Here is a 23,265-nt window from a genome sequence, read left to right on the forward strand (position 1 = left end):
TGCATAGACGGAGGCCACATTACTGGCTGCGCGTTCCCGATCGGAACAATGCATGGCAGACCATCGATGTAGGTACAAAAACTGTTCATGAATACCTCAGCCTACCTGCTTGGTCGGGCTGTGATAGATATCAGCGAACATGTCAGCCATGGCTTCTTCGCTGGGTTCTTCCTGCATTTGCACGCTGACGGCGCGGCTGACCAGTTGATGACGGCGCGGCAGATGCAGATCATCCGGAATCCGTGGGCCATCGGTCAGGTACGCGACCGGCAATTCATGACTGATCGCCAGGCTCAACACTTCGCCAAGGCTGGCCGTTTCATCCAGTTTAGTCAGGATGCAGCCGGCAAGCCCGCAACGCTTGTAACTGTGATAAGCGGCGGTTAGAACCTGTTTCTGGCTGGTGGTTGCCAAGACCAGATAATTTTTTGCACGAATGCCGCGCCCGGCCAGACTTTCGAGCTGCATGCGCAGGGCTGGATCGCTGGCTTGCAGGCCGGCGGTATCGATCAGCACCACGCGTTTGCGCAGCAATGGGTCCAGCGCTTGCACCAGCGATTGGCCCGGATCAACGTGGGTCACCGGCACATTGAGAATGCGGCCCAGGGTCTTCAGTTGTTCCTGAGCGCCGATGCGGAAGCTGTCCATGCTCACCAGCGCGACGTTCTGCGCGCCGTATTTCAGCACATAACGCGCGGCAAGTTTGGCCAGCGTGGTGGTCTTGCCCATGCCGGCCGGGCCGACCATGGCAATCACACCGCCCTCTTCCAGTGGCTCGACTTCCGGTACGGCAATCATCCGTGCCAGGTGCGCCAGCAGCATGCGCCAGGCCTGACGCGGTTCTTCGATATCGGTGATCATCGCCAGTAGATCGCGCGACAACGGGCCGGAGAGGCCGATACGTTGCAGACGGCGATACAGATTGGCTTGCGCCGGGCGGCTGCCTTGCAGCTGATTCCAGGCCAGGGTGCCGAGCTGAACTTCCATCAGCTCGCGCAGGCTGTTCAATTCAAAACGCATCGAATCCAGTGCACGCGGATCGACACCGCCGGAGGACTGCGCAGGGGCCGGGGCCGGACGCGCTGGAGCAGCGTAAGTCGGCTCGCTCAGCGGTTCAGCGGCGGTCAGCGGCAGGCCGGCGGTCAACGGCAGCCCGGCAAAGATCTGGCGATTGCTATTGCCGTCGGCTTCGCCACGCAGGCTCAGCTCAGCCTGGGCGGTGACGATGCGCGACTGGGTCTTGCGCAGTTCGTCTTCGAGTTCCATGTTCGGAACCCGTGGCGCCAGCGCCGACAATTTGTAATCCAGTGCCGCCGTCAACTCGACACCGCCGGCAATGCGGCGGTTGCCAATGATGGCCGCATCAGCGCCCAGCTCATCACGAACCAGCTTCATGGCCTGACGCATATCGGCGGCAAAGAAACGCTTAACTTGCATAAACCACTACCTCAGCCGTTGGGCCCTACTGTCGCAACGATGGTCACTTGCTTGTTGTCCGGTATTTCCTGGTAAGCCAGCACATGCAGTCCAGGGACGGCGAGGCGGCCAAAGCGCGAGAGCATCGCGCGGATCGGGCCAGCGACCAAAAGGATCACCGGCTGACCTTGCATTTCCTGACGCTGCGCCGCTTCGATGAGCGAACGCTGCAGCTTCTCGGCCATGCTTGGCTCCAGCAGAACGCCCTCTTCCGAGCCTTGTCCTGCCTTCTGCAGACTATTGAGCAATATTTGTTCCAACCTTGGTTCCAAGGTGATCACAGGCAGCTCGGACTCAGTGCCTACAATGCTTTGAACGATGGCGCGCGATACGCCGACCCGCACAGCAGCCACCAAAGCGGCGGTATCTTGACTCTTCGCGGCGTTGTTGGCGATGGCTTCGGCAATGCTGCGGATATCGCGCACCGGCACGTGTTCGGCGAGCAGCGCTTGCAGCACTTTGAGCAACTGCGACAACGTGACCACGCCCGGCACCAGCTCTTCTGCCAGTTTCGGCGAGCTTTTGGCCAGCAATTGCATGAGTTGCTGCACTTCTTCGTGGCCGATCAGCTCGCTGGAGTGCTTGTACAGAATCTGGTTCAAGTGGGTCGCAACCACGGTGCTGGCGTCGACCACGGTGTAACCGAGCGATTGTGCCTGGGCACGCTGGCTGATTTCGATCCACACCGCCTCGAGGCCGAAAGCCGGATCTTTGGCGTTGATGCCGTTGAGCGTGCCGTACACCTGGCCCGGGTTGATCGCCAGTTCGCGATCCGGATAGATCTCGGCTTCGGCGAGGATCACGCCCATCAGGGTCAGGCGATAGGCGCTTGGCGCCAAGTCGAGGTTGTCGCGAATGTGCACGGTCGGCATCAGGAAACCCAGATCCTGCGAGAGCTTCTTGCGCACGCCCTTGATCCGCGCCAGCAATTGCCCGCCCTGGTTGCGATCGACCAATGGAATCAGGCGATAACCGACTTCCAGGCCGATCATGTCGATCGGCGTCACGTCATCCCAGCCCAGCTCTTTGGTTTCCATGGCGCGGGCCGGCGACGGCAGCAAATCCTGCTGGCGCTTGACCTCCTCCAACGCCACAACCTTGGCCACATTCTGCTTCTTCCAGAACAGGTACGCGCCGCCAGCGGCCAGCGCCGCCATGCTCAGGAACGAGAAGTGCGGCATGCCCGGCACCAGGCCCATGACCGCCATCAGACCGGCGGCCACCGCCAGCGCTTTCGGCGAGGCGAACATCTGGCGATTGATCTGTTTGCCCATGTCTTCCGAACCGGAAGCACGGGTCACCATGATCGCCGCCGCTGTTGATAACAACAGTGATGGCAATTGCGCCACCAAACCGTCACCAATGGTCAGCAAGGCGTAAACCTTGCCCGCATCGCCGAAGCTCATGTTGTGCTGGAAGATACCGACGGCCATACCGCCGATGAGGTTGATGAACAGAATCAGCAGGCCGGCGATGGCGTCACCGCGGACGAACTTGCTGGCACCGTCCATCGAACCGTAGAACTCGGCCTCTTGGGCGACTTCCTGACGGCGCATCTTGGCCTGGTTCTGGTCGATCAGGCCGGCGTTGAGGTCAGCGTCGATCGCCATTTGTTTGCCGGGCATCGCATCGAGGGTGAAGCGCGCGCTCACCTCGGAAATCCGCCCGGCACCCTTGGTCACTACGACGAAGTTGATGATCATCAGAATCGCGAAGACCACGATACCGACCACGTAGTTACCGCCGATCACCACCTCACCGAAGGCCTGAATCACCTTACCGGCGGCGGCGTGGCCGTCCTGACCGTGGAGCATCACCACCCGCGTCGAGGCCACGTTCAACGCCAGCCGCAGCAACGTCGCGACCAGCAGAATCGTCGGGAACACGGCGAAATCCAGCGGCCGCAGCGCGTACACGCAAACCAGCAGGACGACGATCGACAGGGCAATGTTGAAGGTGAAGAACACGTCGAGCAGGAACGGCGGCACCGGCAACATCATCATCGCCAGCATGACCAGCAGCAACAACGGCACGCCCAGATTGCCTCGACTGAGGTCGGCAACGTTTGTGCGAGCAGTGTTGAATAACTGAGAGCGATCCACCGGTTTTCCCCGTTCCTTTAAAGCAAACTTTTGACGCCCAGAGCGGGCTCACGGCGGGTACTGCAAGAAGCTTTCCAACTTTTGCCGGCGGGATGAAACAGAGGTTTTTAACCAGGATTTTTTGCTGATTGGTCTGGCCCCTTCGCGAGCAGGCTCGCTCCCACAGGGAACCGCATTCCAAATCTGGGAGTGGAATGCAATCCAAATGTGGGAGCGAGCCTGCTCGCGAAGGGGCCAGTTTAGTCAGCACAAAGTGCCTCTTAAACTCAGGTGTTTAAAAGACACTTCAGGACACGTCTTCAAGGCTACAAATCCTTGCGCCATTGCCTACAGCCAAGCCAGAATCCGCCGGCTTGTGCGCTTTGGGGGCGGGTTCTATTGTGGTCCGGTCGCTGACGAATCAGCGATCGGGTTTAGCGACTCGAATTCAAGTCAAAGGTGCATCAGCGTTCCAGGCTTCGTTGCGGATCTGTATTTTCGCAATTTCGTCATGGTGGCTGTATGCGGGAGACCCTCGGGTCTGCCGGGTGCCTTTGACCGGTTCGCTAACCTGCGTACAGCCGCCACCCTTCCTGTTTAGCGACAGGTTGTAGCGGCTCCACTTCAAAGGAGCTTCACCATGATCAAACCAACACCCAACCCACCCGAAACCGACCTCGCCTCCCCCTACGAATCCCTCGATTCCAAAAAGCTCAACGACGCCGCCGAACGCGCGCTCGATCACTACCTCTGCCCACCCGGCTCCACCCCACCACCGCGCAAAACCCGCCGGATGTACGCCGTCACCGCCGACTTCAAAAACGAAGAACTGCTGGCCGATGCCAGCGAAACCCTCGCCTCCGCCAGAACCATCGCCCATGACTTCGCCCACCTAATCCCCGCGTCGCAGCGCCGGACGCTGTTGGGGATCGCGCAACTGATCATGCTCGGCGAGCTGGCGGTGAATCGGGTGATGGATAATCTGGAGTTGCCGCAGTAGCGACACGCGATGATCGTTCCCACGGTCCTGCGTGGGAATGCCTCAACGGACGCTCCGCGTTCGGTTCTGGAAGGGACGCAGAGCGTCCCGGGCTGCATTCCCACGCAGAGCGTGGGAACGATCAACCCGGGGCGGCGGGTGGATGGTCACTGCGCGATTAAAACCTGTTCAGGTGAAATCGGGCCGAAACTGAGCCTCTTGCCGTTGATATAGCGCGCGCCCTTGAGCATCTCCGTACCCTCGATAACGACGACCTCGTCTTGCGTGTACATAAACGTCACCACCGATATCGGCGTCGTACGCTCCGGTAGCCCCCAAGACACTTTTGTCCGCTGCTCAATGAGGGTGAGAGCCCAATCAAACCAAATGACGGGGAGGTCTTCGATCTTGATTTCGCGCTCCGGATTTTCCCAACGAAAGTCCTGCCGCGCCGTCATCAACAGCGCATTTCCCTCTATGACAAATTCCGGCTTGCCAAATCGCCTCTCCATTTCATTGTTGATCCAGGCATCCAGGTACAAATCCGGATCGGTGAAGAGTTCGAAAAGCATCGCACTGTTGACGATTTTTCCGGCAGAAGCACCAATCACACTGTAGTGATTGTGGTACGCCAAACCTTCCAGCTCCGGCCGAATCGCGTTGTTCGACACTTCCAGATAGTTGGCGCTGTAGACGTTGGCCATCTGCTTGAAATGGGTGAAGTCCAGCATCAACTTGAAAGTCACGGTGTAACCGATTGCGCGATCGGCTGTACGTTGTTCCAACACTCCCGAGACGAATTCAACCTCCATACCTTGCAACTTTATGTAGGGCTGGTCTGCCATGGTTGCTTCCTCTGAAACCCGATTCAGGCGCCGATCCCTGGTACTCGTATCAGATGATCAGAGCGACCAATGCAGGGAAATGCCGGGAGAATTCCCATGGCAATGAAAGCGCCGGCGGGCGCAGCCGTCTACTGTCAGACTTGACAGGTTCAGAGGTTTTCCAGACAGACGGTAACCATCAGGAATCGCGGTGCAAATCCGGCGGGAATCCCTCGGAAACAGACCAATTACAACCAGATCTTCGCCCACATCACCTTTTAAACCCTGGTTTCTAAAAGACACCTCCAGGCACGCCTTTGAGGCTACTAATTCTTGCGCCATTGCCTACAGCTACGCCAGAATCCGCCGGCTTGTGCGCTTTGGGGTCGGGTTCTATTGTGGTGCGGTCGCTGACGAATCAGCTATCGGGTCTCGCAGCCCGTCGATCTCTGGACGCACAACACCCGCTTTTTTTATGGCGGCTGTACGTGGGAGACCTTCGGGTCTGCCGGTTCTAGAGTCCCGGTCTGCGACCCGCGTATAGCTGCCACCTCCTTTTCGTATCGCAGCGAAAGGTAGCGGCTTCATCGACTCTAGGAGCTTCACCATGATCAAACCAACACCCAACCTACCCGAAACCAACCTCGCCTCCCCCTACGAATCCCTCGATTCAAAAAAACTCAACGACGCCACCGAACGCGCCCTCGATCACTACCTCTCCCCTCCCGGCTCTACTCCACCACCGCGCAAAACCCGTCGGATGTACGCCGTCACCGCCGACTTCAAAAACGAGGAACTGCTGGCCGACGCCAGCGAAACACTCGCCTCAGCCAGAACCATCGCCCATGACTTCGCCCACCTCATCCCGCGTCGCAACGCAGGACGCTGTTGGGGATTGCGCAGCTGATCATGCTCGGCGAGTTGGCGGTGAATCGGGTGATGGATAATCTGGAGTTGCCGCAGTAGCGACACGCGATGATCGTTCCCACGCTCCTGCGTGGGATTGCCTCAACGGACGCTCCGCGTTCGGCTTTGGAAGGGACGCGGAGCGTCCCGAGCTGCATTCCCACGCAGAGCGTGGGAACGACCATAAAAAAACCGCCGCGCCGTTGAATCGGGGCGGCGGTTTTTTCGTTTCAGCCGTGTTTGTGATGAGGGCGATCGGTTGCTCAATACCGGAGGATTTTTACTTTTCCACTCTTGCTTTTGGGCAATTCGAACTCAACCTCGCCGCCCACTTTGACGTTCGCCTGACGGGCATCGGCCAATGGAATGCTGAACCGGTATTCTTTGGCGGTCAGAAAAAAACCCGTGGCTTCGGCAAAGGATAGGGATCGTCCCGATTGCTTCGGCTTGATGGTGCCTCTTCCGGTTTTTTCATCGTAGCTGCTGAAAATACCTTTCATTGCCTTGCTCCCTTGCACTCGATCACATGCCTGCGCCCGGTACGCGGCAGCACCTTGTATCAAACTGCAAAATCACGGCGACTGCACCTGTCAGAGTTGACAGTAATGGGAGATCTCAGACAAACGGCTGCACAGCACCGTCAGGAATCGCGGCGCAGGTCCGGCGGAATCGGCAAGTCGTCCTTGAGCGGATCCGGGCGTTTGCCCTTGCCGGCGCGGTACTGGCGGATCTGGTAGACGTAGGCCAGTACCTGGGCAACCGCCAGGTACAGGCCGCCGGGGATTTCCTGCTCCAGTTCGGTGGAGTAGTAGATCGAGCGCGCTAGCCCCGGCGATTCGAGGAGCATGACGTTGTTGGCCACGGCGATTTCGCGGATCTTCAACGCAAGGAAGTCGCTGCCCTTGGCTAGCAGCACCGGTGCCCCGCCCTTCTCCGAGTCGTACTTGAGCGCGACGGCGTAGTGGGTCGGGTTGGTGATGACCACGTCGGCGTCGGGAATTGCCGCCATCATGCGCCGCTGGGACATCTCGCGCTGGGTCTGGCGAATGCGCTGTTTGACCTCCGGGCGCCCCTCTTGATCCTTGTGCTCGTCGCGCACTTCCTGCTTGGTCATCAGCAGTTTCTTGTGCGCTTCCCAGAGCTGCACCGGCACATCGACGGCGGCGATAATGATCAAGCCGCAGGCCAGCCACAAGGTGCTCCAACCCACCAGCGTGACGCTGTGAATGATCGCCATTTCAAGCGGCTCGTGAGCTATACGCAACAAGTCATCGACGTCGGACGACAACACCACCAACGCCACACCCAAGGTAATCAGAAACTTGGCCAGCGCCTTGAGCAGTTCGACCACTGCCTTGAAGGAGAACATCCGCTTCAAGCCCGCAGCCGGGTTCATCCGGCTGAACTTGGGTGCCATGGAACCGGCCGCAAACAGCCAGCCACCGAGCGAGATCGGGCCGATCAGGGCCGCCAGCAACAACGTGATCATAAACGGCTGAATGGCCACCAGCGCCATCTGACCCGACTTCAACAGAAATGCGCCCATGGACCCCTGATCCATGATCACCTCGCGCGACAGCGTGAAGTTCAGGCGCATCAGCTCCATCAGGTCTTCGGCCAGCATGCCGCCGAACACCAGCAGCGCACCGGCACCGGCCATGGTCACGGCGAGGGTGTTGAGCTCTTTGGAGCGGGCAATCTCACCCTTCTCACGGGAATCCTTTTTGCGTTTCTCCGTGGGGTCTTCTGTTTTGTCCTGACCGCTTTCGCTCTCTGCCATGACTCAGCGCGCCCGTGCCAGTTCGCGTAACAGCTGCAAGGCCTCGGTGGCCAGCGGCTGATACTGATTGAGAATGTCCGCCAGACCGACCCAGACGATAAACAGACCGAGGACCAGGGTCAGCGGGAAACCGATGGAGAAAATGTTCAGTTGCGGCGCGGCACGGGTCATCACGCCAAAGGCGATGTTGACCACCAGCAACGCGGTGACCGCCGGCAACACCAGCAACAACGCCGCCCCCAGCACCCAGCCGAGTTTGCCGGCCAGTTCCCAGTAATGCGCGGTCATCAGACCGCTGCCGACCGGTAGCGTGGTGAAGCTTTCAGTGAGGACTTCGAACACCACCAGATGGCCGTTCATCGACAGGAACAACAGCGTCACGAGCATGGTGAAGAATTGCCCGATCACCGCCACCGAGACGCCGTTGGCCGGGTCGACCATCGAGGCGAAGCCCATGCCCATCTGAATCGCGACGATCTGTCCGGCCACGGCAAACGCCTGGAAAAACAGCTGCAATGAAAAGCCCAGCACCGCACCGATGAGAATCTGCTCGGCAATCAGCAACAAGCCACTGAGATCCAGCGGGCTGACCGCCGGCATCGGCGGCAGGCTCGGCGCAATGCACACGGTGATGGCCACGGCGAAATACAGGCGCACCCGGCGCGATACCAGGGTGGTGCCGAACACCGGCATCACCATCAGCATCGAAGCGACGCGAAACAGCGGCAACATAAACGACGCCACCCAGGTACTGATCTGGGTGTCGGTCAGCTGAAGCAGCGATTGCATGGCTTAGCCGATGACCATCGGGATGTTTTTGTACAACTGGATGATGTATTCCATGAAGGTCTGCACGATCCACGGACCGCCGACAATCAGGGTCACCAGCATCACCAGCAGACGCGGCAGGAAGCTCAGGGTCTGTTCGTTGATCTGGGTCGCGGCCTGGAACATCGCCACCAGCAGGCCGACCAACAGGCTCGGCACCACCAGAATCGCGACCATTAACGTGGTCAGCCACAACGCTTCACGAAAGATATCGACCGCGACTTCCGGCGTCATGGCGAGACACCTCCGAAACTGCTGGCCAGGGTGCCGATGATCAGCGCCCAGCCATCAACCAGCACGAACAGCATGATTTTGAACGGCAGCGAGATGATCAGCGGCGACAGCATCATCATACCCATCGCCATCAGCACACTGGCCACGACGAGGTCGATGATCAGGAACGGGATGAAGATCATGAAGCCGATCTGGAACGCGGTTTTAAGCTCGGAGGTGACGAAGGCCGGCACCAGAATAGTCAGCGGCGCCTGATCCGGGGTGGCGATGTCGGTGCGCTTGGACAGGCGCATGAACAGCTCGAGATCGCTGGTGCGGGTCTGGGCGAGCATGAAGTCCTTGATCGGCACCTGGGCCTTTTCCACCGCTTGCTGGGCGGTGAGTTTTTCCGCCAGATACGGTTGCAGCGCATCGTTGTTCACCCGGTCGAACACCGGGGCCATGATGAACAGGGTGAGGAACAGCGCCATGCCGGTGAGGATCTGGTTCGACGGCGTCTGTTGCAGACCGAGGGCCTGACGCAGGATCGAGAAAACGATGATGATCCGGGTGAAACTGGTCATCAGAATCACGGCCGCCGGGATGAAGCTCAGGGCGGTCATGATCAGCAGGATCTGCAGACTGACCGAATACTCCTGCGCGCCATCGGCGTTGGTGCCCAGCGTGATCGCCGGGATCGACAACGGATCGGCGGCGAACGCCAGCGGCGCGGCCAGCAGCAGAGCCAGCGTCAAGACGATGCGTAACGCACCCATTACTTCGTATCCTTCTGATCCTTGCCGAGAATCTTCAGCAGATGCTGGGCAAATTCCGGCGTCGCTTTCTCACTGGCACTGGGCACCTCGACCGGCTCCTTGAGCACATGCAGCGCGGTGATCGTACCGGGGCTGAGGCCGAGCAGAATCTGCTCGTTGCCGACCTGCACCAGCAGCAACCGGTCACGCGGCCCGAGCGCGCGCGAACCGATCAGCTCGATCACCTGGCCCTTGCCCGCCGGTCCTGCCTGCTGCACCCGGCGCAACAGCCAGGCGAGGAAGAAGATCAACCCCAGCACCAGCAACAGGCCAAACACCAACTGCGTCAGTTGCCCGGCCACACCACTGTTGACCATCGGCGCGGTGGCGGCGGGCACGGTGGTCGCCGTCGACGGCTCGGCGGCCAGCACGCTCAATGGCAATGCCAGCAAAGCCCAGAGAAACCGTTTCACTCAGCGCAGCTTCTTGATGCGTTCGCTTGGGCTGATCACGTCGGTCAGGCGGATGCCGAACTTTTCGTTGACCACCACCACTTCACCGTGCGCAATCAGGGTGCCGTTGACCAGCACGTCCAGCGGCTCGCCGGCCAGACGATCGAGCTCGATCACCGAACCCTGGTTGAGTTGCAGCAGGTTGCGGATGTTGATGTCGGTGCTGCCCACTTCCATCGAGATCGACACCGGGATGTCGAGAATCACGTCCAGGTTCGGGCCGTCCAGCGTCACCGGGTCGTTGTTCTTCGGCACGCTGCCGAACTCTTCCATCGGCAGACGGTTGGAGCTTGCGGCGCCAGCGTCGGCGGCCAGCAGCGCATCGATGTCAGCCTGGCTGCCATCACCGGTTTCTTCCAGGGCTGCAGCCCATTCGTCAGCCAGTGCCTGGTCGTCCTGGGCGTTCATATCGTCGTTCATCATTTGTCCTCGGCGGGCAACAATTCAGCTAAATGTGTGGGGGTGAGAGCGCCGCTTCAGCGACGCTCGATCGGCTCGATCACTTGCAACGCGAGGTTGCCTTTGTGCGAGCCCATCTTGACCTTGAAGGCCGGCACGCCGTTGGCGCGCATGATCATGTCTTCCGGCATTTCGACCGGGATCACGTCACCCGGCTGCATGTGCAGGATGTCGCGCAGTTTCAACTGGCGGCGCGCCACGGTGGCGCCGATGGGTACGTCGACATCGAGCACGTCCTGACGCAGCGCGTTGACCCAGCGCTCATCCTGATCGTCGAGGTCGGACTGGAAACCGGCGTCGAGCATTTCGCGCACCGGCTCGATCATCGAGTACGGCATGGTCACGTGCAGGTCACCGCCACCGCCATCGAGTTCGATGTGGAAGGTGGAGACCACAATCGCTTCGCTCGGGCCGACGATGTTGGCCATGGCCGGGTTCACTTCCGAGTTGATGTACTCGAAATTGACTTCCATGATCGCCTGCCACGCTTCTTTCAAATCGACGAAAGCCTGCTCCAGCACCATGCGCACCACACGCAGTTCGGTCGGGGTGAATTCACGCCCTTCGATCTTGGCGTGACGGCCGTCGCCGCCGAAGAAGTTGTCCACCAGTTTGAACACCAGTTTGGCGTCAAGGATGAACAGCGCGGTGCCGCGCAACGGTTTGATCTTGACCAGGTTGAGACTGGTCGGCACGTACAGCGAGTGCACGTATTCGCCGAACTTCATCACCTGCACGCCACCGACGGCAACGTCCGCCGAACGGCGCAACATGTTGAACATGCTGATGCGGGTGTAACGGGCAAAACGCTCGTTGATCATTTCCAGAGTCGGCATGCGTCCACGGACGATGCGATCCTGACTGGTCAGGTCGTAGCTTTTGACACTGCCGGGTTCGGCAGCGTTATCGGTCTGTACCAGACCATCGTCGACGCCATGCAACAGCGCGTCGATTTCATCCTGGGACAGCAGATCCTGCACGGCCATGTCGTGTTCCTACTGCAATACGAAATTAGTGAAAAGCAACTGTTCGATCACCACTTTGCCCAGCTCTTTCTGCGCCACTTCCTGGACGCTGGCTGTGGCCTTCTGGCGCAACATCTCTTGGCCGACCGGCGTCGCCAAGGTGGCGAAATCCTGACCGGAGAAGAGCATCACCAGGTTGTTGCGGATCACCGGCATGTGCACTTTGAGCGCTTCCAGATCGGCCTGATTACGCGCCAGCATGGTGATGCTCACCTGCATGTAGCGCTGACGACCGTTCTGGTTGTAGTTGGCAACAAAGGCCGGCGCCATCGGCTCGAAGATCGCTGGCTGCTTGCCCACAGGCGCCGCATCGGCGGCCTCGGCAGGCTTGCTCTGGGCGCTGTGCATGAAGAACCAGGTCGCCCCCACGGATGCACCAATGGCCAACAGCAACGCCAGCACGATCACAATGATCAGCTTGAGTTTGCCTTTGGTTGCGGGGTCTTTCACTGCTGCTGTTTCGCTCTTCGCCATGCCAATAATCCGTCACTAATCGGGTTTTCACAGTCGCACGGCAAGGCAAGAGCAAGTGTTATGCCAGAAGTGTCAGTGGTAGTGGAGACAACGCTAAAGTCAAAAGCCACCCTCACCCCAGCCCTCTCCCGGAGGGAGAGGGGGCTGACCGAGGTGTCAGACATCAAACATCGACCTGAAAGACCGAGTCGATTATGGATTCACAGCAGAAGTATCCGGTCGGCGTACTTCGCAAGCATCCCCCAATCAGTCCCCTCGCCCTCTGGGAGAGGGCTAGGGTGAAGGTTTTCAGGGGGCTGACCGAGGTGCAAGACGTCAAACATCGACCTGAAAGACCGAGTCGATTATGGATTCACAGCAGAAGTATCCGGTCGGCGTACTTCGCAAGCATCCCCCAATCAGTCCCCTCTCCCTCTGGGAGAGGGCTAGGGTGAAGGTTTTCAGGGGGCCGACCGAGGTGTCAGACGTCAAACATCGACCTGAAAGACCGAGTCCATTATGGATTCACAGCAGAAGTATCCGGTCGGCGTACTTCGCAAGCATCCCCCAATCAGTCCCCTCGCCCTCTGGGAGAGGGCTAGGGTGAAGGTTTTCAGGGGGCTGACCGAGGTGCAAGACGTCAAACATCGACCTGAAAGACCGAGTCGATTATGGATTCACAGCAGAAGCATCCGGTCGGCGTACTTCGCAAGCACCCCCCAATCAGTCCCCTCTCCCTCTGGGAGAGGGCTAGGGTGAGGGTTTTCAGGGGGCCGACCGAGGTGTCAGACGTCAAACATCGACCTGAAAGACCGAGTCCATTATGGATTCACAGCAGAAGTATCCGGTCGGCGTACTTCGCAAGCATCCCCCAATCAGTCCCCTCGCCCTCTGGGAGAGGGCTAGTGTGAGGGTTTTCAGGGGGCCGACCGAGGTGTCAGACGTCAAACATCGACCTGAAAGACCGAGTCCATTATGGATTCACAACAGAAGTATCCGGTCGGCGTACTTCGCAAGCATCCCCCAATCAGTCCCCTCGCCCTCTGGGAGAGGGCTAGGGTGAGGGGCTCTTGATTTTGCTCAAGCGTAATAGTCGACCGCGCTGCTGCCGATCACGCTGGTGGTTTGAGCGGCGGTTTCAGCAATGGCGGCAGGCGCCAATTCGTCATCCGCCGAATCGAGGCGACCGCCGGCCGCGCTGGTGCGACCGCTCTGGCCTTGTTGCGCCTGCTCCTGACCCTGCTGCCCCTGCCAGCCACGGCTCTGGTCGGAGACATTGACGTCGACCTGGCCCATGCCCTGCTGGTTGAACATCTCGCGCAGACGATGCATCTGCCCGTCCAGCGCTTCACGCACGCTTGGGTGCGCGCTCATGAAGGTCACTTGCGTCTGTTGATCCGGAACCATGTTGACGCGAATGTCCAATCGCCCCAGCTCAGCCGGCTGCAACTGAATGTCCGCCGCCTTCAGATTGGCGCTCGACAGATACATGACGCGGTTGACGATTTCTTCGGTCCAGCCACTCTGATGCATCGCGATCGGCTGGTTCACCGGCACAGCATTCGCGGTCTTCGGCGTGGCGGCTTGAGTCAATGCCGCCAGACGGTTGGCGAAGTCATCGACACGGGTATCGCTGGTCGCTGTCTTGAGATCTTTGAGGCCGTCGTCGATCAAGCCGCTGAACGCCTTCTCGCCACCCTGGCTGGTGCTGTCCTTGTCGGCTTGCACGTCGAGCATGCTGGCCATGCCGGCGGCGAAGGTTTGCGCGGAAGTCAATTCGCCGTCGGCCTGCGCCTGAGCCGGCGACGCTTTCGGTTGCGCCTGGCTGGCGGCGGAAATGTGCCCGCCCTGCTCCATCGCCATGCGCACGGCCGGCATCGAGTCGAGCGGATCGGCCGAAGGGTCGAAATCGCTGTCGCTGGTCGGTGCCGGATCTTTGACCGTACCCGGCAGTGCGGCGAGCGCAGGGGTTTCGGTTTCAGGCTCGGCAGTGGCCACAACAGTCGGAGTCTGCACCACTGGCGCAGTCGCTACAGGCTGCACAGCGGTTGCCAACGCCGGATCGAGCGTCGGATCAACCGGCGCCGCATCTACGACTGGCGTCTGAGCGGTGTCATTGGTGTCGTCGTTGCTGGTGCTGCTGTCATCGGTCGCTGCGGTTTTGTCGGCAGGCAAGTCGTTGCCGCTATCGGCAACCGCCGGCTGCGCAGCGGCAGACGGATCTTTGCCGATGTCCTTTTTGCCGCTGTTGTCAGCGACTTTGTCGCGCGAAGATTTAGGCGAATTATCAGCGGTGACGACGGGCTTGTTCGACCCCTGATCGGCGAACACCTTGGCGAAGCTAGAGGCTTTATCCCCAGTGTCTACGGCCATAGCCGACGTTTTGGCCGAGGCGGCTTGCGCCTTGGCCTGAGCGGCGTTCTGAAGAAGGATGTTGGGGGTCGCAGGCATGAAACGGTCTCCGCTGCACTGGGATCGTAGGTACAGTTGCGGAGTTGACTGCAAGTGCCGGGCCAGTTTTGTCCGACGCTTGAGAAAAGCGCCGGACGGCGAGATCAATGAGTCAACGCGTGCTGTCGCTCATCTTCGTAAACAGGGCGCACATCGGCAAATTCGCCGCTGATCTCGGCGACCAGTTTGACGATTTCCGAAGGACTTTTATCTTTGGCCTCCGATTCCAGCTCCTGGCAGAGCGCCGCCAGGCGGACAGCGCCCATGTTGCTCGCGCTGCCTTTGAAGCTGTGAGCTACTTCCGACAAAACCCTGGCGTTGTCTGCCTTTCGCAGCTCAACCAAGCGATTTTCGGAATCCGCCAGAAAGGTATCCAGAAGCTCCGGATAACCCTCCTCCATGACTTCGCGCAGTACGCTCAGCGCCTCGCGATCAATATGTGTGTCAGTCACTTGTTCACTCCTTGATCAAGAATTGCGCGGATTATGCCTCAACCTCCCAGGAAAACTCCACGCGGGCACTACGACCTTCGTCCGACCAACTGGCGCTATGCCCCAATTGCCGGACCAGACTGACGCCGCGTCCCGACAAACGGACACCGTCCAGCGGCCGCTCCATGACCCGCGCCACATCAAAGCCCTTGCCGCTGTCTTCAACACGAATGATCAGTCGGCCGCCCTCGCCGTGTGGCTGCACCTGCAAATGCACGCGCACGAAACCGTCCTGCAGCGCCTCCAGCCGATCGTTGCGCTGCTGATAGTAGCGAGCGAAACCCGCCGCATCGCGCTTGAGACTGGAATCCAGACCGAGCACGCCATGCTCCAGCGCATTGGAATACAACTCGGCCAGCACGCTGTACAAAGCACCACTCTGCGCCCGCAGACCATGCACCTCAAGCAGCAACTGCAACAGGTACGGCAACGGATTGAAACGCTTGAGCGTGGCGCCACGGAATTCGAAACTCACCGACCAGTCGAGCGGACACGATTGGCCGCTGTCGGAATACACCGGTGCCAACGGATTAACCTGCGCCGGCTCCAGCAGGCTGACCTCGACCATGCTGACATCGTCGCGCGCCTCGCCGCGAAAATCCCGCAGCGCCTGTTCGATATCTTCGAACAAGCGATCCGGCTCGCGATTGGCGGCGAACACCTGCTGCAAACGCTCGACGCCGAACAGTTGATCACTGGCGTCACTGGTGTCGATCACGCCGTCGGACAACACGAATATCCGATCACCGACGGCCATTGGATGGACTTCCGTACGGTCATCGAACGCCTGCGCGCTCAACACCCCCAACGGCAAGTGCCGTGCGGCCAACGGCACGCGCTCACCCGTGGCAATCCGGTGCAGATAACCGTCAGGCATACCGCCGTTCCAGACTTCGACCGAACGCCGCTGAAAACTCAGGCACAGCAACGTGGCACAACAGAACATGTCCACCGGCAGGATGCGTTTGAGCTTGGCATTCATCTCGCGAAGGGTTTCGGCGAGGCCGTAGCCCTTGGCGGTCATGCCGTAGAACACCTCGGCCAGCGGCATTGCCCCGACGGCTGCCGGCAAGCCATGCCCGGTGAAATCGCCCAACAGCACATGCATGTCACCCGCCGGTGTGTAGGCCGCGAGCAACAGATCGCCGTTGAACAAGGCATAGGGCGATTGCAGGTAACGGATATTCGCCGCACTCAGGCAACCAGAGTGCGCGACCTTGTCGAACACCGCTTTGGCCACGCGTTGTTCGTTGAGCAGGTAATCATGGTGTTTGGCGATCAGGTCGCGCTGTTGCAAGACCGTTGCCTGCAAGCGGCGCAAGCGATCCATCGCCTTGATTTTGGCGGCGAGGATCACCTGGTTGTAGGGCTTCGCCAGAAAGTCGTCGCCCCCGGCCTCCAGACAACGGGCCAGCGCTTCGCTTTCCGTCAGCGAGGTGAGGAAGATGATCGGCACCAGCGTCTCGCCCGCCAGCGCCTTGATCTGCCGCGCCGCTTCAAAGCCGTCCATCACCGGCATCATCGCGTCCATCAGCACCAGATCGGGTTGTTGCCGACGAAACAGATCGACCGCTTCGGCACCGTTGGCCGCCGTCAGGACTTCATGACCCTGACGACGGACGATGGTCGACAGCAACAGTCGATCGGCGGCGCTGTCTTCGGCGATCAGGATCGTTAGCGGCTCTTGCGCCTGCATGGCCGTCAAGTGATGTCGAAGAGTTTGTCGAAATTGGAAATCGCGAGGATTTTCTTCACATCGGAACTGCTGTTGACGACGCGGATATCCGACTCATCGCCACCGGCGTGATCCCGCAGCAGGAGCAGCATGCCCAGCGCCGAACTGTCGAGGTAAGTGGCTTCCTTCAAATCCACCACAATGGATTCAGGTTTCTTGTCGAGCCGCTCATAGGACTCGCGAAATTCTTGATGGCGGCCAAAATCAAAGCGCCCCCTGACCGAGATCGTCAGTTTTTGACCATCTTGAGAGACTTCTGTAACGACTGACATTGACTGGCTTCCTTGTCATTGACGAACTTGTACAAGGTTTAGCACTTGATCAAGCGAGCAGCAACCCGAACTACCGCAGGAGGGAGCCGATCGGCGACTCGCAAGTAACCGGTTACCGTCCGTCTGGACTGTCAGATCTGACAGTAGAAGTTACAACTCGCCTCGACGCCTACTGCGTGTGACTGGCAGGCCGCCAGCACTCACTCAGGATGGAGAAAATTTGCCATGACCAGTAAAACCTTTGAAATCTCCCTGGAAGGAACATCCAGCCCAAACAGGGTCACGAAAAAAGAATTCGACGACGCCAAAGCGATATTGATGGCTTCTTACAGTTTCAAACTGAATGATGCGGTGACCTTTAATATCCGAGGCGGGCGCAACCCTGAATACTCGAGATCGGCGAGCGTGACGCCCTCAGGGGTAGAGCAAGGGAAGGTCGGCATAAAGCTCGACCCAACCCGGGATTGGCAGTTGCAGGGAAATGACGCAGTGGCTTACTTCACTGTTTCCAGAAACGGTACCCCGATCCCTGGCCAATCCCACGATTTGAACTTTTTTGTAGAAGAGAAATAACCAGTGTTTCCGCGGCATTATCTTAGAACGGATTCTGCCGCGGCAACCGCTGGGACAACTCATCAAGCAACTTCTGCTCACGCTTGTCTTCGAGGCGTTGCGCCTCTTCGCGATAGCGCTGCACCAGTTTGCGCAAACCTTCGACCTTGGCGAAGGCCTGCTGCCATTCCTCACGGGCCTTGTCGAGCTTGTCCTGGTGCCAGACCAGGCTCTGCCGCTGCTGATCAACCGCAGTGTCGAGTTGCGCCAGAAAGCCCTGAAAACCCAGCAGCCATTGCCCGGTCACGCCGGTGCTGCCGCGCACGATCCATTGCTGCGAGTAATCCAGACGGAAGGCATTGAGGTCGGCCAGTTTGCTTTCCGCGACTTTGACCTGGCCCTGAAAATAGCCCAGCCGTTGCACGGCGGTCTTCTCGGCCTTTTCGGCCATGTCCACCACCGGTGCCAGGCGCTCAGCGCGGCTGACGGCCATGGCCGGTTACCCGCCCGCCGCAGGGGCGAACAAGGTCTCGAGATAGGCCTGGCTTTCACCCATGTTGATTTTGTCGTTGAGGCCCTGACGCTGGTAGCGGACCAACTGCGGTTGCAGGGAAATCGCCAGATCGGTCTCGCGGTCGCCGCCGGCAACGTAGGCACCGACGCTGATCAGATCGCGGCTCTGCTGATAGCGCGACCACAACTGTTTGAAGTATTGCGCGCGCTGCATGTGCTCGGGCGAAACCACCGCTGGCATCACCCGGCTGATCGACGCTTCGATGTCGATGGCCGGATAGTGCCCTTCCTCGGCCAGACGCCGGGACAACACGATGTGGCCGTCGAGTACGCCTCGGGCCGAGTCGGCAATCGGGTCCTGCTGGTCATCACCTTCAGACAGCACGGTGTAGAACGCGGTAATCGAACCACCGCCCTTCTCCGCGTTACCGGCACGTTCAACCAGTTTCGGCAACTTGGCGAACACCGAGGGCGGATAACCCTTGGTTGCCGGCGGTTCGCCGATGGCCAGGGCGATTTCCCGCTGCGCCTGAGCGAAACGGGTCAGCGAATCCATCAGCAGCAGGACGTTCTTGCCCTTGTCGCGGAAATACTCGGCGATTCGCGTGCAATACATGGCGGCGCGCAGACGCATCAGCGGCGCATCGTCCGCCGGCGAGGCGACAACTACGGAACGCTTGAGGCCTTCTTCACCGAGGATGTGCTCGATGAATTCTTTAACTTCTCGACCCCGCTCACCGATCAGGCCAACGACGATAATGTCGGCCTCGGTGAAGCGGGTCATCATGCCCAACAACACCGACTTACCGACACCGGTACCGGCAAACAAACCCAGACGCTGACCGCGACCAACCGTCAGCAAACCGTTGATGCAACGGATACCGACGTCCAGCGGCACGCTGATCGGGTCACGGTTGAGCGGGTTGATCGTCGGGCCGTCCATCGGCACCCAGTCTTCGGCCTTCATGCCGCCCTTGCCGTCCAGCGCACGACCGGCGCCGTCGAGGACGCGCCCGAGCATGCTCATGCCCATCGGCAAGCGGCCGGTTTCAGCCAGCGGCACCACGCGGGCACCGGGAGCGATACCGGCGACACTGCCGACCGGCATCAGGAAGACTTTGCCGCCGGAAAACCCCATGACTTCCGCTTCGACCTGGGACGGGTGATAGCTGTCGTCGTTGATCACCAGGCAGCGCGTGCCCATGGCGGCGCGCAGGCCTTCGGCTTCGAGGGTGAGGCCGACCATGCGCAGCAGGCGACCTTCAAGAATCGGCGCGCCGGCAATCTCGGTGGCCTCAGCGTAAGTGCTCAGACGCTTGGCGAAACTGGTGCGTTCAAGGCGCATCGGGGTCGTCCGCGAGCGGCTCTTCAGGTGCGGCCGCCGGTTTTACGTCTTCCGGAATGTCCAGACTCAGATCCGCCTCGGCCGGGTGCAAAGCCTGTTCGTGCAATTGATCGAACAGTTTGGCCATGACCTGAGCAACGCGGGTTTCGATGCTCGCATCGATGCGGCTGTGCTCGGTTTCCACGCGGCAACCGCCGGGCATCAGCGCTTCGTCTTCGACGATGCGCCAGGTTTCCTCATGACGCTCGCGCAGGGCTTTGGCCTGTTCGAAGTCCTGCGGATTGACGTACAGGCGCACGTTGTCGACGCCCAGCGGCAACAGCTTGAGGGCGTCGCGCATGACGTGTTCGATCTGGCTGGAATCGATGGCCAGTTCGCGCTTGATCACTTGTTTGGTGATGTGCTGCACGAGGTCGACCAGCGACTTTTCGATCTGGGTGTCTTGCTCGGCGATCGGCTCGAACAGGTTCGCCATCAACTGCTCGAGGCTGGCCAGCTTCGCCGCCAGCGCCACTTCAGCTTCCTGACGGACCTTGAGCGTGGCGCTGTGAAAACCTTCTTTCTCGCCGATGCCGAAGCCTTCGTTGTAAGCCTCCTGACGGATGCTTTCGAGTTCTTCCAGGGTCAGTGGCTGGACTTCTTCCAGCGGCACTTCTTCCATTTCCGGCGGTTCAGGTTCCGGTTCAGGCTCGGGTTCCGGCTTCGGCGGGTCGAAGCTGGGCATGGCCCAGGATTCGAAACCACGGACATCACGGGCACGGATCAGATCCGTCACATCGTCGTCGTGCTTGTCCATGGGCTTAGATCATTTCCTCGCCGCCCTTGCCACCGAGGACGATTTCTCCGGCTTCGGCCATACGGCGGGCGATGGTGAGGATTTCCTTCTGCGCCGTTTCGACGTCGCTGACGCGCACCGGACCTTTGGCCTCGAGGTCGTCGCGCAACAGTTCGGCGGCACGTTTGGACATGTTCTTGAAGATCTTCTCTTTGACGCCTTCGTCCGAACCCTTGAGGGCCAGTACCAGTACATCCGAGGACACTTCGCGCAGCAACGCCTGAATGCCACGGTCGTCGACATCGGCGAGGTTGTTGAACACGAACATGAGGTCTTCGATCTGACCGGACAGGTCTTCGTCGACTTCGCGGATCGAGTCCATGAGCTGGCCTTCGATCGAGCTGTCGAGGAAGTTCATGATGTCCGCCGCGCGCTTGATGCCACCCAGGGTGGTGCGCGAGGCATTCGAGTTGCCGGAGAACTGCTTCTCGAGAATCTGGTTGAGCTCTTTCAATGCTGCTGGCTGCACGGTGTTCAACGATGACACGCGCAGGATGATGTCCAGACGCACCTTGTGGTCGAAGTTGCCAAGCACTTCACCGGCCTGATCCGGGTCGAGGTACGCGACCACGATCGCCTGAATCTGCGGGTGTTCGTAACGGATCACGTCGGCAACGGCGCGCGGTTCCATCCACTTCAGGCTGTCGAGGCCGCTGGTGTTGCCGCCGAGCAGGATGCGGTCGATCAGGCCGTTGGCCTTGTCTTCACCCAGGGCCTGGGTGAGCATTTTGCGCACGTAGTCGTCGGAACCGACACCGAGGCTGGTCTGGTCGCCGACGATGTCGACGAACTCGCTCATCACCTGTTCAACCTGCTCGCGATGGACGTTGCCCATCTGCGCCATGGCCACGCCGACCCGCTGAACCTCTTTCGGGCCCATGTGACGCAGCACTTGTGCGGCATCGGTCGAACCCAGGGACAGCAGCAGAATCGCGGCTTTGTCGACCTTGGTCAGTTTGACGGTAGCGGCTCGGTTATCACTCATCTGCGTTAATCCACTCTTTCACGACCTGAGCCACGCGACCCGGGTCTTCAGCTACCAGACTCTTGATTGCATTCAGTTGCGCGTCATAACCCTCACTTGGGCTCGGCAACAGAATGCTCTGCGGACCACCGAGGCTTACGCGGTCGTTGGCCAGGTCGCCGTCCAGGCCGCCCATGCCACCGAGTTCCACGTCGCTGCCCAGACCGGCCAGCTCCTTGCCTTTGCCGCCGCCGGTGATGTTATTGAGCACCGGACGCAGCACACCAAACACCAGCACCAGGATGAACAGCACACCCAGCACTTGTTTGACGATGTCCCAGAACCATGGCTGGGAGTAGAACGGAATATCGGCAATCACTTCGCCGCGCTCGGCGGAGAAAGGCATGTTGATCACGCTGACGCTGTCGCCACGGCTGGCGTCGAAACCGACCGCGTCCTGGACCAGACGAGTGAAGCGCGCCAATTCGTCGGCGCTCCACGGTGCACGGGTGGTTTCGCCGTTGGCCGCGTTGACCTTGACCTGATCGTCGACCACCACCGACACCGACAGACGATTCAGGCGACCCTGCTGCTGTTTGGTGTGGCTGATGGAACGATCAAGCTCGAAGTTCTTGGTCGATTGTTGACGCTTGTCGGCCGGGTACGGCGCGAGCATCGGCTGGCCGGTGGCCGGGTCCATGATCTGCTGACCGTTGGCATCCACCAATGGCTGACCCGGCTGAATCATGCCGGCCGGCGCTGCGGCGCCAGCAGTGGTTTGCGGTGCCGAGGCCGGCGACGGTGGCTGGTTGCTCAGGGCACCCGGCACACCTTGCGGGCCATTGCTGGCGGTGCGTTGTTCGTTGACCGACTGCTCGCTGCGCAACGCCGGTTGATCCGGATTGAACTGTTCGGCGGTCGATTCGACGGCGCTGAAATCGACGTCGGCCGAGACTTCAGCCTTGTAGCGATCGTTGCCCAGTACCGGTTGCAGAATGTTGTGCACGCGTTGAGTGAGCATGCTTTCCATGCGACGGCTGTAATCGAACTGCTTGCCGGCCATGGTCATTTCGGAGTTTTCCGCCTGATCAGAGAGCAGGTTGCCCTTCTGGTCGACGACGGTGATCTGCGACTTGCTCAATTCAGGAACGGAGGTGGCCACCAGGTTGATGATCGCGACCACCTGCCCCGGCTCCAGCGAACGACCGCTGTACAGCTCGACCAGAACCGAAGCACTTGGCTTGCGTTCATCACGCACGAACACCGAACTCTTCGGGATCGCCAGGTGCACGCGGGCACCCTTGACGTTGTTCAGGCTGGAGATGGTCCGCGCCAGCTCACCTTCCAGGCCGCGACGATAACGCGTCGCTTCCATGAACTGGCTGGTGCCCAGACCCTGTTCCTTGTCGAGGATTTCGAAACCGATGTTGCCGTCGCTGGGAGTGACACCAGCGGCTGCGAGCTTGAGGCGCGCGCGCGACAGATCATCGGCCTTGACCAGCAAGGCGCCGGAGTTCGGTTCGACGGTGTAAGGAATGTCGGCAGAGGCCAGGGTGTCCATGACCTGTTTGGCGTCCATGCCGGCCAGGCTGCCGTACAACGGACGGTAATCCGGCTGCTGCGACCACAGCACCACGGCAAAGCCAATCGCCACGCTCGCAGCCAGGCCGACCAACAGGCCCACCTGACGCAGCATGGTCATCTCGGAGAGGTTTTCCAGGAAGGACAGGCCGAACAGCGGCGGTTTGCCGTCTATCGGGGTGGCCTTGGCCGGAACGTTATCGGCGACTGCTTCTGCCATGACTCAATCTCGTCC

General features: G+C 60.0%; 23 protein-coding genes and 1 pseudogene. 3 read left to right on the forward strand and 21 right to left on the reverse strand.

Translation table 11 applies throughout. The annotated features are described in order from the left end of the window. Positions 1–96: 96 nt before the first annotated feature. Positions 97–1,437 carry a flagellar biosynthesis protein FlhF gene (gene flhF / locus QZR14_RS21695; protein ID WP_103306839.1) on the reverse strand — a complete coding sequence of 447 codons (1,341 nt, stop codon included), beginning with the start codon at positions 1,435–1,437 and terminating at the stop codon, positions 97–99. A gap of 11 nt (positions 1,438–1,448) precedes the next feature. Further along, positions 1,449–3,578, reverse strand: a complete 2,130-nt coding sequence (gene flhA / locus QZR14_RS21700) for a flagellar biosynthesis protein FlhA (RefSeq protein ID WP_093439768.1) — start codon at positions 3,576–3,578, stop codon at positions 1,449–1,451. Between the two features lie 619 nt (positions 3,579–4,197). Here flhA and QZR14_RS21705 point away from each other — a divergent pair. Beyond that, positions 4,198–4,557 (forward strand): DUF6124 family protein, encoded by a 360-nt coding sequence (locus tag QZR14_RS21705; protein ID WP_008083868.1) that lies wholly within the window; start codon positions 4,198–4,200, stop codon positions 4,555–4,557. 146 nt (positions 4,558–4,703) lie between these two features. On the opposite strand, the gene QZR14_RS21710 is transcribed toward QZR14_RS21705, so the two are convergent. Further along, a complete protein-coding gene (locus QZR14_RS21710) occupies positions 4,704–5,381 on the reverse strand; it encodes a hypothetical protein (protein WP_311997715.1) in 678 nt (225 codons plus the stop codon). 586 nt (positions 5,382–5,967) lie between these two features. Between QZR14_RS21710 and QZR14_RS21715 the strand changes: the two are divergent. Further along, a pseudogene (locus QZR14_RS21715) lies at positions 5,968–6,326 on the forward strand (DUF6124 family protein). 203 nt (positions 6,327–6,529) lie between these two features. Here the strand turns inward: QZR14_RS21715 and QZR14_RS21720 are convergent. From QZR14_RS21720 to QZR14_RS21780, 13 genes are all read right to left on the reverse strand, one after another. After that, a complete protein-coding gene (locus tag QZR14_RS21720) occupies positions 6,530–6,766 on the reverse strand; it encodes a hypothetical protein (RefSeq protein WP_311997716.1) in 237 nt (78 codons plus the stop codon). A 140-nt stretch (positions 6,767–6,906) separates the two neighbouring features. Further along, positions 6,907–8,046: a flagellar biosynthesis protein FlhB gene (gene flhB / locus QZR14_RS21725; RefSeq protein WP_250603763.1), complete on the reverse strand. Its 1,140-nt coding sequence runs from the start codon at positions 8,044–8,046 to the stop codon at positions 6,907–6,909. A gap of 3 nt (positions 8,047–8,049) precedes the next feature. Continuing rightward, positions 8,050–8,835 carry a flagellar biosynthetic protein FliR gene (fliR, locus tag QZR14_RS21730; protein WP_250603761.1) on the reverse strand — a complete coding sequence of 262 codons (786 nt, stop codon included), beginning with the start codon at positions 8,833–8,835 and terminating at the stop codon, positions 8,050–8,052. Positions 8,836–8,838: 3 nt separating this feature from the next. Then, positions 8,839–9,108, reverse strand: a complete 270-nt coding sequence (fliQ, locus tag QZR14_RS21735) for a flagellar biosynthesis protein FliQ (RefSeq protein WP_041072975.1) — start codon at positions 9,106–9,108, stop codon at positions 8,839–8,841. Next, the gene (gene fliP / locus QZR14_RS21740) at positions 9,105–9,863 is read right to left on the reverse strand and encodes a flagellar type III secretion system pore protein FliP (protein WP_007920027.1); all 759 of its coding nucleotides are present in this window, start codon (positions 9,861–9,863) and stop codon (positions 9,105–9,107) included. Before fliP ends, fliQ begins: the two co-directional genes overlap by 4 nt. Continuing rightward, positions 9,863–10,315, reverse strand: coding sequence for a flagellar biosynthetic protein FliO (fliO, locus tag QZR14_RS21745; protein WP_311997717.1), 453 nt, complete (start codon positions 10,313–10,315; stop codon positions 9,863–9,865). The genes fliP and fliO overlap by 1 nt, the downstream gene beginning before the upstream one ends. Beyond that, complete coding sequence (gene fliN, locus QZR14_RS21750; RefSeq protein WP_123452732.1) at positions 10,316–10,774, reverse strand: flagellar motor switch protein FliN; 459 nt, start codon at positions 10,772–10,774, stop codon at positions 10,316–10,318. A gap of 56 nt (positions 10,775–10,830) precedes the next feature. Continuing rightward, positions 10,831–11,799, reverse strand: coding sequence for a flagellar motor switch protein FliM (gene fliM / locus QZR14_RS21755; RefSeq protein ID WP_003222890.1), 969 nt, complete (start codon positions 11,797–11,799; stop codon positions 10,831–10,833). A gap of 9 nt (positions 11,800–11,808) precedes the next feature. Continuing rightward, positions 11,809–12,312 carry a flagellar basal body-associated protein FliL gene (fliL, locus tag QZR14_RS21760; protein WP_007920033.1) on the reverse strand — a complete coding sequence of 168 codons (504 nt, stop codon included), beginning with the start codon at positions 12,310–12,312 and terminating at the stop codon, positions 11,809–11,811. Between the two features lie 1,059 nt (positions 12,313–13,371). Then, a complete protein-coding gene (locus QZR14_RS21765; RefSeq protein ID WP_311997718.1) occupies positions 13,372–14,742 on the reverse strand; it encodes a flagellar hook-length control protein FliK in 1,371 nt (456 codons plus the stop codon). 104 nt (positions 14,743–14,846) lie between these two features. After that, the gene (locus QZR14_RS21770) at positions 14,847–15,194 is read right to left on the reverse strand and encodes an Hpt domain-containing protein (protein WP_250603757.1); all 348 of its coding nucleotides are present in this window, start codon (positions 15,192–15,194) and stop codon (positions 14,847–14,849) included. A 31-nt stretch (positions 15,195–15,225) separates the two neighbouring features. Next, positions 15,226–16,929, reverse strand: coding sequence for an ATP-binding SpoIIE family protein phosphatase (locus tag QZR14_RS21775; RefSeq protein WP_311997753.1), 1,704 nt, complete (start codon positions 16,927–16,929; stop codon positions 15,226–15,228). A gap of 5 nt (positions 16,930–16,934) precedes the next feature. Next, positions 16,935–17,240, reverse strand: coding sequence for an STAS domain-containing protein (locus QZR14_RS21780; protein ID WP_311997719.1), 306 nt, complete (start codon positions 17,238–17,240; stop codon positions 16,935–16,937). 225 nt (positions 17,241–17,465) lie between these two features. Between QZR14_RS21780 and QZR14_RS21785 the strand changes: the two genes are divergently transcribed. After that, on the forward strand, positions 17,466–17,813 hold the full coding sequence (locus tag QZR14_RS21785; RefSeq protein WP_273917027.1) for a hypothetical protein: 348 nt from the start codon (positions 17,466–17,468) through the stop codon (positions 17,811–17,813). Positions 17,814–17,835: 22 nt separating this feature from the next. Here the strand turns inward: QZR14_RS21785 and fliJ are convergent, their stop codons facing one another. Genes fliJ through fliF form a run of 5 tightly spaced genes read right to left on the reverse strand, consistent with a single transcriptional unit; the run spans position 17,836 to position 23,250 of the window. After that, the gene (gene fliJ, locus QZR14_RS21790; RefSeq protein WP_311997720.1) at positions 17,836–18,285 is read right to left on the reverse strand and encodes a flagellar export protein FliJ; all 450 of its coding nucleotides are present in this window, start codon (positions 18,283–18,285) and stop codon (positions 17,836–17,838) included. Between the two features lie 6 nt (positions 18,286–18,291). After that, on the reverse strand, positions 18,292–19,650 hold the full coding sequence (gene fliI, locus QZR14_RS21795; RefSeq protein WP_116254413.1) for a flagellar protein export ATPase FliI: 1,359 nt from the start codon (positions 19,648–19,650) through the stop codon (positions 18,292–18,294). Further along, entirely contained in the window at positions 19,640–20,446 is an 807-nt protein-coding gene (gene fliH / locus QZR14_RS21800; RefSeq protein ID WP_311997721.1) for a flagellar assembly protein FliH, read from the reverse strand. The genes fliI and fliH overlap by 11 nt, the downstream gene beginning before the upstream one ends. A 4-nt stretch (positions 20,447–20,450) precedes the next feature. Continuing rightward, positions 20,451–21,470 (reverse strand): flagellar motor switch protein FliG, encoded by a 1,020-nt coding sequence (gene fliG, locus QZR14_RS21805; protein WP_016771079.1) that lies wholly within the window; start codon positions 21,468–21,470, stop codon positions 20,451–20,453. Next, positions 21,463–23,250, reverse strand: a complete 1,788-nt coding sequence (fliF, locus tag QZR14_RS21810; protein ID WP_311997722.1) for a flagellar basal-body MS-ring/collar protein FliF — start codon at positions 23,248–23,250, stop codon at positions 21,463–21,465. The genes fliG and fliF overlap by 8 nt, the downstream gene beginning before the upstream one ends. Positions 23,251–23,265 lie beyond the last annotated feature (15 nt).

It is taken from the genome of Pseudomonas sp. rhizo66 (genome assembly GCF_031931925.1).
GTDB lineage: Bacteria > Pseudomonadota > Gammaproteobacteria > Pseudomonadales > Pseudomonadaceae > Aquipseudomonas.